This window comes from Bacillus sp. C1, from assembly GCF_054570475.1.
The window spans coordinates 73,242-88,093 of sequence record NZ_JBTMZT010000009.1; the positions used below are offsets into that span (position 1 = coordinate 73,242).

Sequence of the window (14,852 nt, forward strand, 5' to 3'; positions counted from 1 at the left end):
TTTATTTTGTTATAGTAAATAATAAGAGAACATAAAGAATAGGGAGGAAAGAGATGAAAGTGTTGCATATGAATGTTGGAGCAGAAGAAGGTGGCGGAAAAACTCACATTATTTCACTTTTGTCGCAATTTCCAAAAGGTGAAGTTGAACTAGCCGTGTTTGAAGAAGGCGCGATTGCTAGAGAAGCAAGAGAACTCGGGATTAAGGTGCATGTTTTTTCTCAATCATCTCGTTATGACATATCGATTCTTTCAAAAATACGTACGTTTATTAATGAAGAACAGTTTGATATTGTACATACACATGGCGCGCGCGCGAACTTTTATCTTTCTCTTTTAAAAAGGAAGATACATGCCAAATGGGTAACAACGGTTCATAGTGATCCAACCCTTGATTTTATGAAGCGTGGATTAAAAGGGTGGCTTTTTACAAAATTAAATTTATATTCATATAAAAAAGTAGATTTATTTTTTGCGATTACAGAACGTTTTAAGAACAATACTGTAGCACTCGGTGTGCCAGAAGATAAAATTTGTACGGTATATAACGGGATTACGTACGATAATATGCCAGCGAAACCTTACAATGTGGCAGAAAAATTAGGCATACAAGAAGATGCATTTATAGCAATTCAAGTGGCTCGTCTTCACCCTGTAAAGGGACATCATATTTTATTTGATGCATTGCAAAAAGTGAAGATCCCTACCATAAAGGTATTGTTAGTTGGTGATGGCCCCATTGAAGCAGAGCTGAAAGAGGAAGTAAAGCAGAAGGGTTTAGAAGATAAAGTGCTATTTTTAGGGCATCGTTCGGACGTAAAAGAGCTATATGCAACGGCTCAAATTAATATATTAACTTCTTATAGTGAAAGTTTTCCGCTTGTACTATTAGAAGCTGCAAATCAACGTGTAACGTCTATCGCAACAAATGTTGGGGACATGGAACAGTTGATTGTTAATTCTACATATGGATGGATTGTACCGATTGGTGATGTAGATGCATTAGTAAGTGCATTAGAGGAAGGATATAAAAAATGGGAGCATAGTGAGTTAGCGCCGATGGGTGAACGTTTGTATGAACATGCTTCTTCTCATTTCTCGTTACGAAATCTATATGAAGATACTCATAAAGCATATAAAAAACTTTTATTGAAATAGAGAGGGTTATCATTATGGCAATACAAACGGTTGATATTTTAGGTGTCCCTTTTTCTACAATGACAATGGAAGAGACAATTCGATATATCATGAAACAGTTAGAATTAGAACAAACTCATACATTTCAGGTTGTAACGGCGAATCCAGAAATCGTAATGTGCGCGAAAAAAGATCAAAGCTTTCATCAAACATTGTTGAAAACAGATTTAATTACACCAGATGGTATCGGTGTTGTAAAGGCAAGTGGTATGTTAGGAACACCGTTAAAAGAGCGTGTAGCAGGTTTTGATTTAATGAGTGATTTATTTAGAGTATTGTCGAAAGAAAATAAAGCTGTATCTGTTTTTTTACTGGGAGCGAAACCACATGTTGTGAAAAGTGCTGCGGAGCATTTAACAAAAACATATTCGGCTGTATCTATTGTTGGGGTTCAAGATGGATACTTTAAACAAGAAGAAGAAGAAGATATTATTTCTCGTATTCAAGAAGCAAAACCGGATTTGTTACTTGTAGCACTTGGATTCCCAAGACAAGAAAACTTTATTCAAAACAATAAACATCGTTTGCAAGCGAAGGTAGCTGTTGGTGTCGGTGGTAGTTTGGACGTTTGGGCCGGGGAAGTAAAACGTGCCCCTAAATGGATTCAAGCCATTCATCTAGAATGGTTTTACCGTCTATGTAGCAATCCAACACGTTGGCGCCGTCAGCTTGTACTAGCCGAATTTTTAAAAGAAGTAATGCGTTCGAAGAAGTAGCGAAATATCGTTACTTCTTTTATTTATGAAAGTTTAATATTTGGAATTCTTTACTAATGGAAGTTCTATTTTATGGGAAGGTTAAAAAAGCGTTAGTAAAAATGGGATAAAACTATTTTACTTATGTAATACACACATGTAAAATGATCTGTAAAGACACCTGTATGAGGAGGGCTTCTTGTGGGGAGTGTAAAAGAAATTTCAAAGCGCAAGCTTCTTGGAATAGCGGGGCTTGGTTGGCTATTTGATGCAATGGATGTTGGCATGCTTTCATTTGTCATCGTTGCCTTGCAAAAAGAATGGGGATTAACTAGCCAAGAGATGGGATGGATAGGGAGTATCAATTCAATCGGAATGGCTGTTGGGGCACTTGTATTTGGCATATTAGCAGATAAGATGGGAAGAAAATCGGTCTTTATTATTACGTTATTACTATTCTCTATTGGGAGTGGTTTATCAGCATTAACGACAACCCTAGCTACGTTTCTTATATTGCGTTTTTTAATCGGTATGGGTCTTGGTGGAGAATTACCGGTAGCTTCGACACTTGTATCTGAAAGTGTTAAAGCTCATGAACGCGGGAAAATCGTTGTATTGCTAGAAAGTTTTTGGGCGTTTGGCTGGTTAATTGCAGCTCTTATTTCTTATTTTGTAATTCCAAGTTATGGATGGCAATTAGCGATGGTATTAAGTGCGATCCCAGCTTTTTATGCACTATATTTACGATGGAACTTACCAGATTCACCAAGTTTTGAAAGGGTTGAGAAAAAACAATCTGTTATTACAAATATAAAGGCGGTTTGGTCTTTAGAATATCGAAAAGCAACAATTATGTTATGGATACTATGGTTTTGTGTCGTCTTTTCTTATTATGGCATGTTTCTTTGGTTACCAAGTGTCATGGTATTAAAAGGATTTAGTTTAATCAAAAGTTTTCAGTATGTATTAATTATGACATTAGCACAACTTCCGGGATATTTTACGGCAGCATGGTTTATTGAACGATTGGGGCGTAAATTTGTATTAGTTACGTATTTAATAGGTACAGCATGTAGTGCTTACGTCTTTGGTGTGGCGGAATCATTTACAACATTAATTATAGCGGGGATGTTATTGTCCTTCTTTAATTTAGGAGCATGGGGTGCATTATATGCGTATACACCGGAGCAGTATCCAACAGTAATTCGTGGTACTGGAGCAGGTATGGCTGCCGCATTTGGACGTATCGGCGGTATTCTTGGCCCGTTGTTAGTAGGGTACCTTGTTGCTTCAGAAGCTTCTCTTTCTTTGATCTTTACAATCTTTTGCAGTTCCATTTTAATAGGAGTACTCGCAGTGGTTGTGCTTGGAGAGGAAACGAAACAACAAGAATTAGTATAATAGAGGAAGGAAGTCCAAAAGGCTTCCTTCCTCTATTATGATTGAGAAAAAGAGTAGCATATGAAAGAGAACATAGCTAGAAAAAGGGATTATTTCGTACTAAAGCGAATGTATACAAACAAGACGTCTGGAGAAAAGAATTGGGTGGTTGGGTAAATGAGGATTTTACTGATTATGGAAAACGCAGAAAATAGAAAGCAACTAGTTGAGATATTTACAGAAAATATGCGGAGTGTAGAGTGCTTTGAAGCAAGAACAGGAATGGAATCGTTGCAAATAGCCAAAAGGTATGTTCCGGATTTCATTTTTTTAGATACAATGTTAAAAGATGGAACGGGCTTTGAATTTTCTAGTTTATTACAACAATTCAGTTGTGATGCAAAGTTTGTTTTTATCGGAGAGAATATAAACGAGGCAATTACAGCTTTTCGTTTTCAAGCATTTTATTATTTACTACACCCTTTCCATGCCGAAGATTTACAATTTCTATTACATAGACTAGAGCAAGAGAAGGAAAAGAGTAGAAAAAGTCATTTGCGTAAACTTCCGATTGAAAATCACGAAGGAATTACATATGTTTTTCCGGAGGATATTATATATGTAAGTAAGAATAAGGAGAATAAAACAGTCTCGATTTATACAACAAATAATCAGTATATTTCAACATATACACTTCAGGAATTAGAAAATAAATTAACTGCATATGATTTTTTGCGTGTTCATAAAAGCTATCTAATAAATGTTATGTATGTTCACGAACTAAAGCCTTATTATAACGGAACCTATAATCTGTATTTGGAAAGATATGATGAGCGGCCAATTCCCGTTAGCCGAAATTATGTAAAACGACTTCGCAATAAAATTGAACTATGACAAGTCGTGAATGAATTTCAACATGTTAACATAAGAATCCTTCATGATAAGGAGGATTCAACTTAAATATTCAGAAAATTTAGTACAATCTCCACTAAGAAGTAGTATAGGGGGGATTGTATGTGAAGGCATTTAAGTCAATTTTACTCTGGGGTGTAATCGCAGCAATAGGAGCAACTGGATTTGGTGTAATTGCTTTATCGCAAGGTGAAACCATTAATGCTGTATGGTTATTAGTCGCAGCTGTTTCTGTATATGCGGTTGCTTATCGTTTCTATAGTAGATTTATCGCTCGAAAAGTATTTGAACTAGATGATAATCGAAAAACACCAGCTGAAACGCTAAATGATGGGAAGGATTATGTTCCAACAAATAAATGGGTATTATTTGGACATCATTTTGCGGCAATTGCTGGAGCTGGACCACTAGTAGGCCCAATTTTAGCAGCACAGATGGGATATTTACCAGGAACCATTTGGATTATTGTTGGAGTTGTAATTGCCGGGGCAGTACAAGATTTTGTTATTTTATTTGCTTCCATGAGGCGTAATGGAAAGTCATTAGGTGAAATGATTAAAGATGAAATTGGTCCTGTAACAGGACTGATCGCAATGATTGGTATTTTAGGTATTATGATTATTTTATTAGCAGTATTAGCTTTAGTCGTTGTAAAAGCACTTGTTGGTAGTCCTTGGGGAATGTTTACAATCGCAGCGACAATTCCAATCGCTATTTTAATGGGCGTTTATATGCGCTACATTCGCCCCGGAAGAGTTGGAGAAGGGTCAATTATCGGTATTATTTTACTTCTTTTATCTCTTGTTGGAGGACAGTATGTAGCTGAGAATCCTACGCTTGCAAGTATGTTTACTTTTAATGGTGAAACAATTGCAATTATGCTTATTGTATACGGTTTTATTGCGTCTGCATTACCAGTTTGGATGCTCCTTGCTCCGCGTGATTATTTAAGCACATTTTTAAAGGTCGGAACGATTGTTGGGCTAGCAATTGGAATCTTAATTGTAGCGCCAAACTTACAAATGCCGGCTGTCTCTAAGTTCGTTGATGGAACAGGTCCAGTGTTTTCCGGTAACCTATTTCCGTTTTTATTTATTACAATTGCGTGCGGGGCTGTATCAGGATTCCATGCTTTAGTTTCTTCTGGTACTACCCCGAAAATGATTGAGAGAGAAGGTCATGCTCAGCCAATTGGATACGGAGCGATGCTAATGGAATCGTTCGTCGCGGCAATGGCGATGATCGCAGCGTGTGTATTAACGCCAGGGACATATTTTGCGATTAATAGTCCGGCCGCTCTTATTGGAACGGATGTATCACAAGCCGCTCAAGTTATTTCTTCTTGGGGCTTTGCAATTACACCAAATGAGTTAAAGGAACTCGCAATAAATGTTGGTGAACAAACAATTTTATCTCGTACAGGAGGAGCACCTACTTTAGCGATTGGAATGGCGTATATCTTTTCGCAAGTTATTGGCGGAACGGCAATGATGGCATTTTGGTATCATTTTGCTATTTTATTTGAAGCATTATTCATTTTAACGACAATTGATGCAGGTACACGTGTAGGGCGGTTTATGATTCAAGATATTTTAGGCCACGTATATAAGCCGTTTGCGAAGACGGATTCTACACTAGCTAATGTAATTGCAACAACGTTATGTGTGCTAGGATGGGGGTATTTCTTATATCAAGGTGTAGTTGATCCGCTTGGTGGGATTAATACACTATGGCCACTCTTTGGAATTGCCAACCAAATGTTAGCTGGTATTGCGTTATTACTCGGAACAACAATATTGTTCAAGATGGGGAAAAAGGCATATGTTTGGGTTACACTGATTCCAACAGTAGGTTTACTCATTGTGACGATGACAGCTGGTTATCAAAAACTATTTCATGACAACCCAAAAATTGGCTTTTTATCACATGCAAAAGTATTTCAAAATGCGTTAGATGAAGGGAAACTATTAGCGCCAGCGAAAAACGTTGCACAAATGGAGCAAATTATTTTCAATGATTATATCGATGCTGCACTCTGTGGGATTTTCATGTTAGTTGTCATAGCGGTTCTAATTTCTGCGATTCGTATATGGATTAAAGTGTTGCAAAATAAAGCAACACCATTAAAAGAAGCACCATATATTCCAAGAGATGAAAGTGAGTCGAGAAATTATGCTTAAAAATTTGGAAAAGGTGTGGAGAGCGCGGAAGCAATTTATTAGTTTACTTGTTGGAGTACCAAGTTATGAAATATATGTTACTCATATGAAACAGCATCATCCAGAAGAACCGATTCTATGTCGAAAGCAGTTTTTTGCTGAAGCGCAAGAAGCACGCTTTAATGCAAAAGGAGGAAAAGTATCAAGGTGCTGTTGAAGAGAAAGAGCGATTCGTCGCTCTTTTTGTTGTTCCACGTGGAACAACAAAAATTTGAGATTGCTTAGCATAATAAAAAACAAGCTATTCATAGATAGCTTGTTTCTTTCACTTTTATACAAGTTCTTTTCCAACAGTAAATTTACGATATGCACCGTGATGTGTTGGTCCTACATATTCGTTAATTTTGAATGAATAACGAATTGCAGCAGTGATGAAATCTTTGGCTGTTTTTACTGCTTCTTTTACAGGTTTACCTTTTGCAAGTTCTGCTGTAATTGCAGCTGAGTATGTGCAACCTGCACCATGTGTATTTGTCGTTTCAATTTTTTCTGATTCTAAAAGATCAAATGTTTCTCCGTCATACAATACATCGATTGCAGTTTCCGTACCTAGTTTGCTACCACCTTTAATGAGTACATATTTTGCACCTAAAGCGTGGATTTTTTTTGCGGCTTCTTTCATGTCCTCTAGGGAATTAATTTTCACACCGCTTAGTTGATATGCTTCAAATAAATTTGGTGTTACGACTAATGCTTTTGGAACAAGTACATCGCGTAAGCAGTCATTTGTTTCAGGATGTAACGCTTCATCTGCCCCTTTACAAACCATAACAGGGTCTACTACTACATTTTGTATATTATGCTTTTCAATTGTTTCAGCAACCATTTCAATGATCGCAACAGATCCAAGCATGCCTGTTTTCAAAGCATCAACACCGACACCTTCAATTGTTGTTTCTAATTGTGGTTTTAATGTAGAGGCAGGAATAGGAAATACATTATGTGCCCAACCGTTATGTGGATCCATTGTGACAATTGTTGTTAGTGATGTCATTCCGTATACACCAAGTTCTTGGAATGTTTTTAAATCCGCTTGTATACCAGCACCGCCACTTGTGTCAGAACCAGCGATTGTAAGTGCTTTATTTAATGTCATTGTGAAAGCCCCCTCAGGTGATATAATGAAAACTACATTTTTAACCATTATATCAATGTTGTGAACAAGTACAAAGTGAAAAAGTTACTTGTTTGAGAATATATTGAATTTGATACAATGAGAACAGAAAATATTATGTGTAGGAGATAATTTATGTTTCAAGGAAATCGTATAAGTGAGCTAGTGATATTAAAGGAAATTGCAGAAACATTAAATACATCTAATGATACATACCATGTGTTGCAGGCGGTATTAGAAAAGTTATTACATGTAACAGGATTAACGACAGGGTGGATTTTTCTTGCCGATGAAAACGGTAGATATACAAAATTAATTGACTATCATCTGCCAGCAGCGCTCTCTTTTCAAAATAAAAAGCCAATGTGCGAAGGAGAGTGCTGGTGTTTGCGCCGCTTTGTGGAAGGGAAATTAGAGCGAGCGGTTAATATTATTGAATGTAAACGAATTAACGATGCAGTTGAAAATAATTGGGGTGATCCAGAAGGAATTCTGCATCATGCAACGGTGCCACTAAAAGCTGGCGGGGAAGAATTTGGTGTGTTAAATGTAGCAAGTCCTGGGAAGACCCATTTTTCTGAAGAAGAACTAATGCTATTGCAATCGATTGCTCTACAAATTGGAACTGCTTTAAAACGGACAAAATTATATGAAAATGAAAAGAGACGGGCTCTTTATTATGTGAAACTAGAGCGCTTTATTCAGGAACTAAGAAAAATTCATAAGTTAAATACATTGCCAAAAGAGGTTGTCAAACAAATAGGGGATGTATTTCAATGGGAGCAAATTGTATTTTTTATAAAGGAAGAAAAGAAATTATCTATGCGAGCTTTCTATAAAAAATATACATCGGATGGAGACATAGATTTGGAGTGTGTTGCAAAGAAAGTACTAGAAGAAAAACACCCCATTTTGTTGACGGAACAGTCTAATGGTTCTAGTATCGTTGCGCCAATACATATACGAAACCAAGTGTTTGGCGCTTTATGCGTCAGTTCCAAGCGTAGAGAGTTTGATGAGAATACTGTCGATATCGTACAGGCAGTAACGAATCATGTTTCATTAATGATTGAGAATTTACGGTTAAATGAACAGCGCCGTGAGCTCGTGCGGATGGAAGAACGAAATCGATTAGCACGAGATTTGCACGATTCTGTTTCACAAAAGCTATTTTCTTTAACATTCATGGCAAAGGGCACAGAGGCTTTGTTAAGGGGACAAAATGAAATGGTAGATCAATCTCTTCATGAAATGAGAGAGTTAGCACAAGGTGCCTTAAAAGAAATGCGAACGCTGATTTGGCAACTTCGCCCAGCGGGATTAGAAAAAGGATTGCTACCAGCTTTAAAACAATATGGTGAAAACTTAGGACTTAACATTCGTGAGCAAGTCACAGGTGTACGTGATTTACCACGTGTAGTAGAAGAAACACTATGGCGCATTGGGCAAGAGGCGCTAAATAATGTAAGTAAACATGCAGGGGTAACAGAAGCAACAATTTATTTGAAAGTAACAGAAAAAGAAGTGTCCTTAGAAGTGGTTGATTATGGGCTTGGCTTTATAGAAAAAGATATGAAAGAGAAGAAGTCGCTCGGTATGACGACAATGCGTGAACGGGCAGAATTAATTGGTGGATATATGAGGATTGTAAGTGAAGAAAACCGAACAAGTATAAAAATTATTATACCATTATAACGTGATGTGAAAATGAGGGAAACTTGTGAAAATAAAAGTATTATTAGTTGATGACCATACAGTTGTTTTAAAAGGATTAGCATTCTTTTTAAGTACGCAAGAAGATTTGGAGTTAGTTGGAGAAGCAAATAATGGAAAAGAAGCATTAGAAAAAGTAGGAGAAGCACAGCCGGATATTATTTTAATGGATTTATATATGCCAGAGATGGATGGGATTGAAGCAACTGCGTGTATAAAAAAAGAGTATCCAAATGTGAAAGTACTCGTACTAACAAGCTTTTCGGATCAAGCACATGTTTTACCAGCGTTAAAGGCTGGAGCAAGTGGATATATTTTAAAGGATGTCGAGCCTGATCAACTTGTAGAAGCAATCCGTAGTGCCTATAAAGGGAATATTCAGCTTCACCCTGATATAGCAAGTACACTTCTGTCTCAAACGTTACCACCAGAAGAGAAGCAGGAGTTATCAAATATTCATGTAGATGTACTGACGGCAAGGGAGAATGAAGTATTACAGCTTTTAGCAAAAGGGATGAGTAATAAAGAAATTGCATCTGTTTTAGTTATTACTGAAAAAACAGTAAAAGCTCATGTAAGTAGTATTTTAAGTAAATTACATTTATCTGATCGTACACAAGCGGCTTTATATGCAGTGAGAAATGGAATTGTATAAGACAAAAGTCGTACGACCTAGTTCGCCTTTAGAAGGTGGACTTTTTTTATGGAAAGATACGTCTATGTGAGGAAGAAATTGTTAGAGTGAGAGGATAAAATATATTTGTAAGCAACAACAATTACAAGGGCTTGTCCCTTTTTAGCGAGTAAATAATAAACAACGTAAGAGTGAGCACTAGGAGGAAAATAAACATGGCAACAGTTTTATTCGTAAAGGCTAACAACCGCCCAGCGGACCAAGCAGTTAGCGTGAAATTATATGAAACATTTTTAGCAAGTTACAAAGAATCACACCCAAATGATACAGTAGTAGAACTTGATTTATACAATGAAGAGTTGCCATATGTAGGCGTAGATATGATTAACGGTACGTTTAAGGCTGGTAAAGGACTTGATTTAACTAAAGAAGAAGCAAAAGCAGTAGCCGTTGCTGATAAATATTTAGAGCAATTCCTTGCAGCTGATAAGGTGGTATTTGGTTTCCCATTATGGAACTTAACAATTCCAGCTGTACTGCACACATATATCGATTACTTAAACCGTGCTGGTAAAACATTTAAATATACACCAGAAGGCCCAGTAGGTCTTATTGGAGATAAGAAAGTAACATTGTTAAACGCGCGTGGCGGCGTATATTCTGAAGGACCAGCAGCAAGCGTAGAAATGGCGGTTAAATATGTTGCAAGCATGATGGGCTTCTTCGGCGTAAAAGATATGGAGACAGTTGTTATTGAAGGTCATAACCAATTCCCAGATAAAGCGGAAGACATTATTGCAGAAGGTCTCGAGAAAGCTGTTAAAGTAGCGAGCACATTCTAATTAATAAAATAATCATTACTCGATATGCAGTATCAACGTCTTTATGGTGTTGATGCTGCTTTTTTGTTGTTTGTGAATAAAGAAGTAGCTTAGCGGACGAGCTTGCGGAATTTTGCCATTTTATTGACGCTCGAGCTCATCAGCTAACCTTTGTAATTGCTTTTTGTCCTGTATGAGATACATTCTTCCGTTTTTTCTTAACCAATTTTGCTGACAAAACTGCTTTAATACATATAAGAGATGGCGATAACTAACGTTTAAGTATTCAGAGGCTTCCGTATGCTTTTCAAGATAACAATCGTTTTGCTCGGTTAATAGAATAAACGCCGCTAATCGATTTTCTAAAGGATAGTTATAGCTTTTTGCATATTGTTCAGTTCGGATGATTGTTTTTTCACCAATGAATTTGCACAACTGTTGTAAGAAGTGAGCGTCCTGTAACAATAGATGCCGACAATCTTTCAGGGGAAGAGCTAAACAAATACATGGTTCCATGGCTTCGATTCCTTTTGTTACGATCTCGACGCCAATTAATCCTAACTCACCAATAATCGATGGCGCTTTTACAAAGTTGATTAAGGAAACCTTGCCATTCTGATGGCTCATATATATTTTTGCTTTTCCGGAAATGAAGTAATAGAGATAGGGAAATTCCTCGCCTTCATTACAAATGGTCTCTTTCTTTTGAAATGAATGAACTTCTATATATGGCAAAATATTAAACGAAAAGAATGTTTGGAACTTGAAGCGTTGTACATAACTATAAATTTCATCTGAACTTTTTTCTATTTTCATTTTTTCACCTCTCATTTAGTATGAGATATCTCCTATTCTTTTTACAAGCGGGAGTGATACGATTTATTTGAGAACAAAAGAAAAAATGTGTTTTTATAGCGGAAAGAGAGAGGAACAACATGAAGAAATATCAAACATTACTATTTGATGTAGACGATACATTATTAGATTTTAAAGCAGCTGAAAGAGCGGCTTTACAGTTACTGTTTGAGGAACAAAAAATCCTTTTAACTGATGAAATTACAGCACATTATAAAAAGATAAACCAAGGTCTGTGGAAATCCTTTGAAGAAGGAAAGATAGACCGAGATGAAGTAGTGAATACTCGATTTTCAGTTTTATTTAAGGAGTACGGCCAAGAAGTTGATGGACCTTTGTTTGAACAGAATTATCGTAGGTATTTAGAAGAGGGGAATCAGCTCATTCATGGAGCATTTGAATTAATACAAAATCTCCAAAGCAAATATGACTTATATATTGTTACAAACGGTGTTTCCAAGACTCAAGATAAACGTTTACGTAATTCAGGATTACATTCACTCTTTAAGGGGATTTTTGTTTCAGAAGACACGGGCTATCAAAAGCCAATGAAGGAATACTTCGATTATGTCTTTGAACGAATTTCTAATTTTTCTGTAGAGAAAGGATTAATTATCGGTGATTCTTTAAGTGCAGATATGAAAGGGGGACAGCTAGCTGGGTTAGATACTTGCTGGTTTAATCCTGAAAAGAAGTTAAATGATAGCAGGATAGTGCCAACTTATGAGATTCAAACTTTTGATGAGTTATATGAGATTTTAAAAGGATAGTTCTTTTGGTTTTAAATTAGAATTTTAAGAATAAATCATTAAATTGTTAATAAAATATTTTATAAAGATTCAGAAAAATAATTGACATCAGGAAATTATTACTATAAAATCAACGGTAATTGCATAGTCTTATCAAGAAAAGGTGGAGGGACAGGCCCTATGAAACCTTGGCAACAGCCGAATAATGGAATTGTGCCAAATCCTGCAGGTAATAACCCTGAGAGATAAGAAAGAGACTTTAGAGCGTGTTTTCAAACTGCTTCTTTCTTGTTAGGGAAAGAAGCAGTTTTTTATTTTGTATAAAAGAAGGGAGAATGAGAAATGGGAGAGTCAAAGGGGAAAGGAACCATTTGTGTGCAAGGTGGCTATACACCGAAGAATGGTGAACCACGTGTTTTACCGCTTTATCAAAGTACAACGTACAAATATGATACGTCCGATGATTTAGCGGCTCTTTTTAATTTAGAAGCAGAAGGCTATATTTATACGCGAATTGGGAATCCAACACTGGCAGCATTTGAACAAAAATTAACGGAGCTAGAAGGCGGCGTTGGAGCTGTTGCAACAGCTTCTGGTCAAGCCGCTATTATGCTAGCTGTTTTAAATATTTGCAGTAGTGGTGATCATTTACTTTGTTCTTCAACCGTTTATGGGGGAACGTTTAACTTGTTTGGAGTTAGTCTACGTAAATTGGGAATTGATGTTACATTCTTTAATCCCAACTTAGCTGCTGATGAAATTGTGGCACTTGCAAATGACAAGACAAAACTGATTTATGCAGAATCACTTGGTAATCCAGCGATGAATGTTTTGAATTTTAAAGAGTTTTCAGCTGCAGCGAAACAGTTAGAAGTACCGTTTATTGTTGATAACACGTTAGCGACACCATATTTATGCCCAGCATTTGAATATGGAGCAAATATTGTTGTTCATTCAACAACAAAATATATTGATGGCCATGCAAGTTCACTAGGCGGGATTGTTATTGATGGAGGAAACTTTGATTGGACAAATGGAAAGTATCCAGAGCTTGTTGAACCAGATCCAAGTTATCACGGTGTAAGCTATTTGCAAAAATTTGGGCAGGCGGCATACATTGTGAAAGCTCGAGTTCAACTATTAAGAGACTATGGAAACTGTATGAGCCCATTCAATGCGTATATTAGTAACATCGGTTTAGAAACATTGCATTTACGAATGGAGCGTCATAGTGAAAATGCTCTTGCAGTTGCGAAGTGGCTTGCTAATCATGATCGTATTGAATGGGTAAATTATCCTGGTTTAGACAGTAATGAAAATTATTCACTAGCGCAAAAGTACTTAGCAAAAGGTGCAAGTGGCGTTTTAACGTTCGGTATTAAAGGAGGATTACAACCCGCGAAAGAATTCATTGCAAATGTGAAGCTGGCAACGCTTGTAACACACGTAGCAGATGCAAGAACATGTGTGATTCATCCTGCTAGTACAACACATAGACAGTTAAGTGAAGAAGAACAGCGTTTAGCAGGTGTTACCTCCGATTTAATTCGTTTATCAGTTGGTATAGAAGATGTTTCTGATATTATTGCCGACCTAGAGGGAGCATTAGTTGGGGGCAAAGCGCATGCCGATCATCGTTGATAAAGATTTACCAGCTCGTAAAGTATTACAAAAAGAAAATATTTTTGTCATGACAAAGGAACGAGCTGTAACACAAGATATACGTGCTTTAAAAATTGCAATTTTGAACTTAATGCCAACAAAGCAAGAAACAGAAGCGCAATTGCTCAGGCTACTCGGTAATACGCCACTTCAATTAGATGTGCATTTGCTCCATATGGAGTCTCATATATCACGTAATGTAGCACAAGATCATTTAACAAGTTTTTATAAAACATTTCGAGATATTGAGGGAGAAAAATTTGACGGTCTTATTATTACTGGGGCACCGATTGAAACACTCCCTTTTGAAGAGGTAGATTATTGGGAAGAACTTGGGCGCATAATGGAATATGCAAAAACGAATGTAACATCTACGCTCTATATTTGTTGGGGAGCACAAGCTGGCTTGTATTATCACTATGGCATTCCGAAGTATCCGCTTGAAGAAAAGATGTTTGGTGTATTCGAACATATTGTGCAAGAGAAACATGTGAAGTTGTTACAAGGATTTGATGAACTCTTTTTTGCACCACATTCACGCCATACGGAAGTACGCGCATCTGATATTGAAAAAGTACGAGAGTTGACATTGCTAGCAACATCAGAAGAAGCAGGTGTTCATCTTGTTACAGGGCAAGATGGAAAGCATATTTTTGTTCTTGGCCATAGTGAATATAGCTGTGATACGTTAAAACAAGAATATGAACGTGATAAGCAAAGAGGACTAGATATAAAAATTCCGAAAAACTATTTTAAACATAATAATCCATCTGAAAAGCCGCTCATAAGATGGCGGAGTCATGGAAACTTATTATTTTCAAATTGGTTAAATTATTATGTGTATCAAGAAACCCCTTATATTTTGTAAGATGGTCGTTATATAACACGTGGCAACGTTTTCT

At 36.7% G+C, this 14,852-nt stretch carries 14 protein-coding genes and 1 riboswitch; of the genes, 12 read left to right on the forward strand and 2 right to left on the reverse strand.

Annotated features, from left to right (window positions below):
- The first annotated feature begins 53 nt into the window (after nucleotides 1-53).
- The 6 genes from ACX5JI_RS20235 (at nucleotide 54) to ACX5JI_RS20260 (ending at nucleotide 6,559) form a co-directional block, all read left to right on the forward strand.
- Nucleotides 54-1,157: a glycosyltransferase family 4 protein gene (locus ACX5JI_RS20235; RefSeq protein WP_459502831.1), complete on the forward strand. Its 1,104-nt coding sequence runs from the start codon at nucleotides 54-56 to the stop codon at nucleotides 1,155-1,157.
- A gap of 14 nt (nucleotides 1,158-1,171) precedes the next feature.
- The gene (locus ACX5JI_RS20240; RefSeq protein ID WP_459502832.1) at nucleotides 1,172-1,912 is read left to right on the forward strand and encodes a WecB/TagA/CpsF family glycosyltransferase; all 741 of its coding nucleotides are present in this window, start codon (nucleotides 1,172-1,174) and stop codon (nucleotides 1,910-1,912) included.
- A 180-nt stretch (nucleotides 1,913-2,092) separates the two neighbouring features.
- Nucleotides 2,093-3,292, forward strand: coding sequence for an MFS transporter (locus ACX5JI_RS20245; protein ID WP_459502833.1), 1,200 nt, complete (start codon nucleotides 2,093-2,095; stop codon nucleotides 3,290-3,292).
- A gap of 156 nt (nucleotides 3,293-3,448) precedes the next feature.
- Nucleotides 3,449-4,165, forward strand: coding sequence for a LytR/AlgR family response regulator transcription factor (locus tag ACX5JI_RS20250; RefSeq protein ID WP_459502834.1), 717 nt, complete (start codon nucleotides 3,449-3,451; stop codon nucleotides 4,163-4,165).
- A 122-nt stretch (nucleotides 4,166-4,287) separates the two neighbouring features.
- Nucleotides 4,288-6,363: a carbon starvation protein CstA gene (gene cstA, locus ACX5JI_RS20255; protein WP_459502835.1), complete on the forward strand. Its 2,076-nt coding sequence runs from the start codon at nucleotides 4,288-4,290 to the stop codon at nucleotides 6,361-6,363.
- The gene (locus tag ACX5JI_RS20260; RefSeq protein ID WP_459502836.1) at nucleotides 6,356-6,559 is read left to right on the forward strand and encodes a YbdD/YjiX family protein; all 204 of its coding nucleotides are present in this window, start codon (nucleotides 6,356-6,358) and stop codon (nucleotides 6,557-6,559) included. Before cstA ends, ACX5JI_RS20260 begins: the two co-directional genes overlap by 8 nt.
- Before the next feature lie 114 nt (nucleotides 6,560-6,673).
- On the opposite strand, the gene pdxK is transcribed toward ACX5JI_RS20260, so the two are convergent.
- On the reverse strand, nucleotides 6,674-7,498 hold the full coding sequence (gene pdxK, locus ACX5JI_RS20265) for a pyridoxine/pyridoxal/pyridoxamine kinase (RefSeq protein WP_459502837.1): 825 nt from the start codon (nucleotides 7,496-7,498) through the stop codon (nucleotides 6,674-6,676).
- 153 nt (nucleotides 7,499-7,651) lie between these two features.
- Between pdxK and ACX5JI_RS20270 the strand changes: the two genes are divergently transcribed.
- From ACX5JI_RS20270 to ACX5JI_RS20280, 3 genes are all read left to right on the forward strand, one after another.
- Nucleotides 7,652-9,211, forward strand: a complete 1,560-nt coding sequence (locus ACX5JI_RS20270; RefSeq protein WP_459502838.1) for a sensor histidine kinase — start codon at nucleotides 7,652-7,654, stop codon at nucleotides 9,209-9,211.
- Nucleotides 9,212-9,236: 25 nt separating this feature from the next.
- Nucleotides 9,237-9,884 (forward strand): response regulator, encoded by a 648-nt coding sequence (locus ACX5JI_RS20275; RefSeq protein WP_459502839.1) that lies wholly within the window; start codon nucleotides 9,237-9,239, stop codon nucleotides 9,882-9,884.
- A gap of 194 nt (nucleotides 9,885-10,078) precedes the next feature.
- Nucleotides 10,079-10,705: an FMN-dependent NADH-azoreductase gene (locus ACX5JI_RS20280; protein ID WP_459502840.1), complete on the forward strand. Its 627-nt coding sequence runs from the start codon at nucleotides 10,079-10,081 to the stop codon at nucleotides 10,703-10,705.
- 120 nt (nucleotides 10,706-10,825) lie between these two features.
- Here the strand turns inward: ACX5JI_RS20280 and yeiL are convergent, their stop codons facing one another.
- On the reverse strand, nucleotides 10,826-11,500 hold the full coding sequence (yeiL, locus tag ACX5JI_RS20285; RefSeq protein WP_459502841.1) for a transcriptional regulator YeiL: 675 nt from the start codon (nucleotides 11,498-11,500) through the stop codon (nucleotides 10,826-10,828).
- A gap of 119 nt (nucleotides 11,501-11,619) precedes the next feature.
- Here yeiL and ACX5JI_RS20290 point away from each other — a divergent pair, with 119 nt between their 5' ends.
- The 3 genes from ACX5JI_RS20290 (at nucleotide 11,620) to metA (ending at nucleotide 14,818) form a co-directional block, all read left to right on the forward strand.
- The gene (locus ACX5JI_RS20290) at nucleotides 11,620-12,309 is read left to right on the forward strand and encodes a YjjG family noncanonical pyrimidine nucleotidase (RefSeq protein ID WP_459502842.1); all 690 of its coding nucleotides are present in this window, start codon (nucleotides 11,620-11,622) and stop codon (nucleotides 12,307-12,309) included.
- A gap of 126 nt (nucleotides 12,310-12,435) precedes the next feature.
- A riboswitch (SAM riboswitch) is annotated at nucleotides 12,436-12,540 on the forward strand.
- A 90-nt stretch (nucleotides 12,541-12,630) separates the two neighbouring features.
- Nucleotides 12,631-13,929 (forward strand): bifunctional O-acetylhomoserine aminocarboxypropyltransferase/cysteine synthase, encoded by a 1,299-nt coding sequence (locus ACX5JI_RS20295; protein WP_459502843.1) that lies wholly within the window; start codon nucleotides 12,631-12,633, stop codon nucleotides 13,927-13,929.
- Nucleotides 13,913-14,818, forward strand: a complete 906-nt coding sequence (gene metA, locus ACX5JI_RS20300) for a homoserine O-acetyltransferase MetA (RefSeq protein WP_459502844.1) — start codon at nucleotides 13,913-13,915, stop codon at nucleotides 14,816-14,818. Before ACX5JI_RS20295 ends, metA begins: the two co-directional genes overlap by 17 nt.
- Nucleotides 14,819-14,852 lie beyond the last annotated feature (34 nt).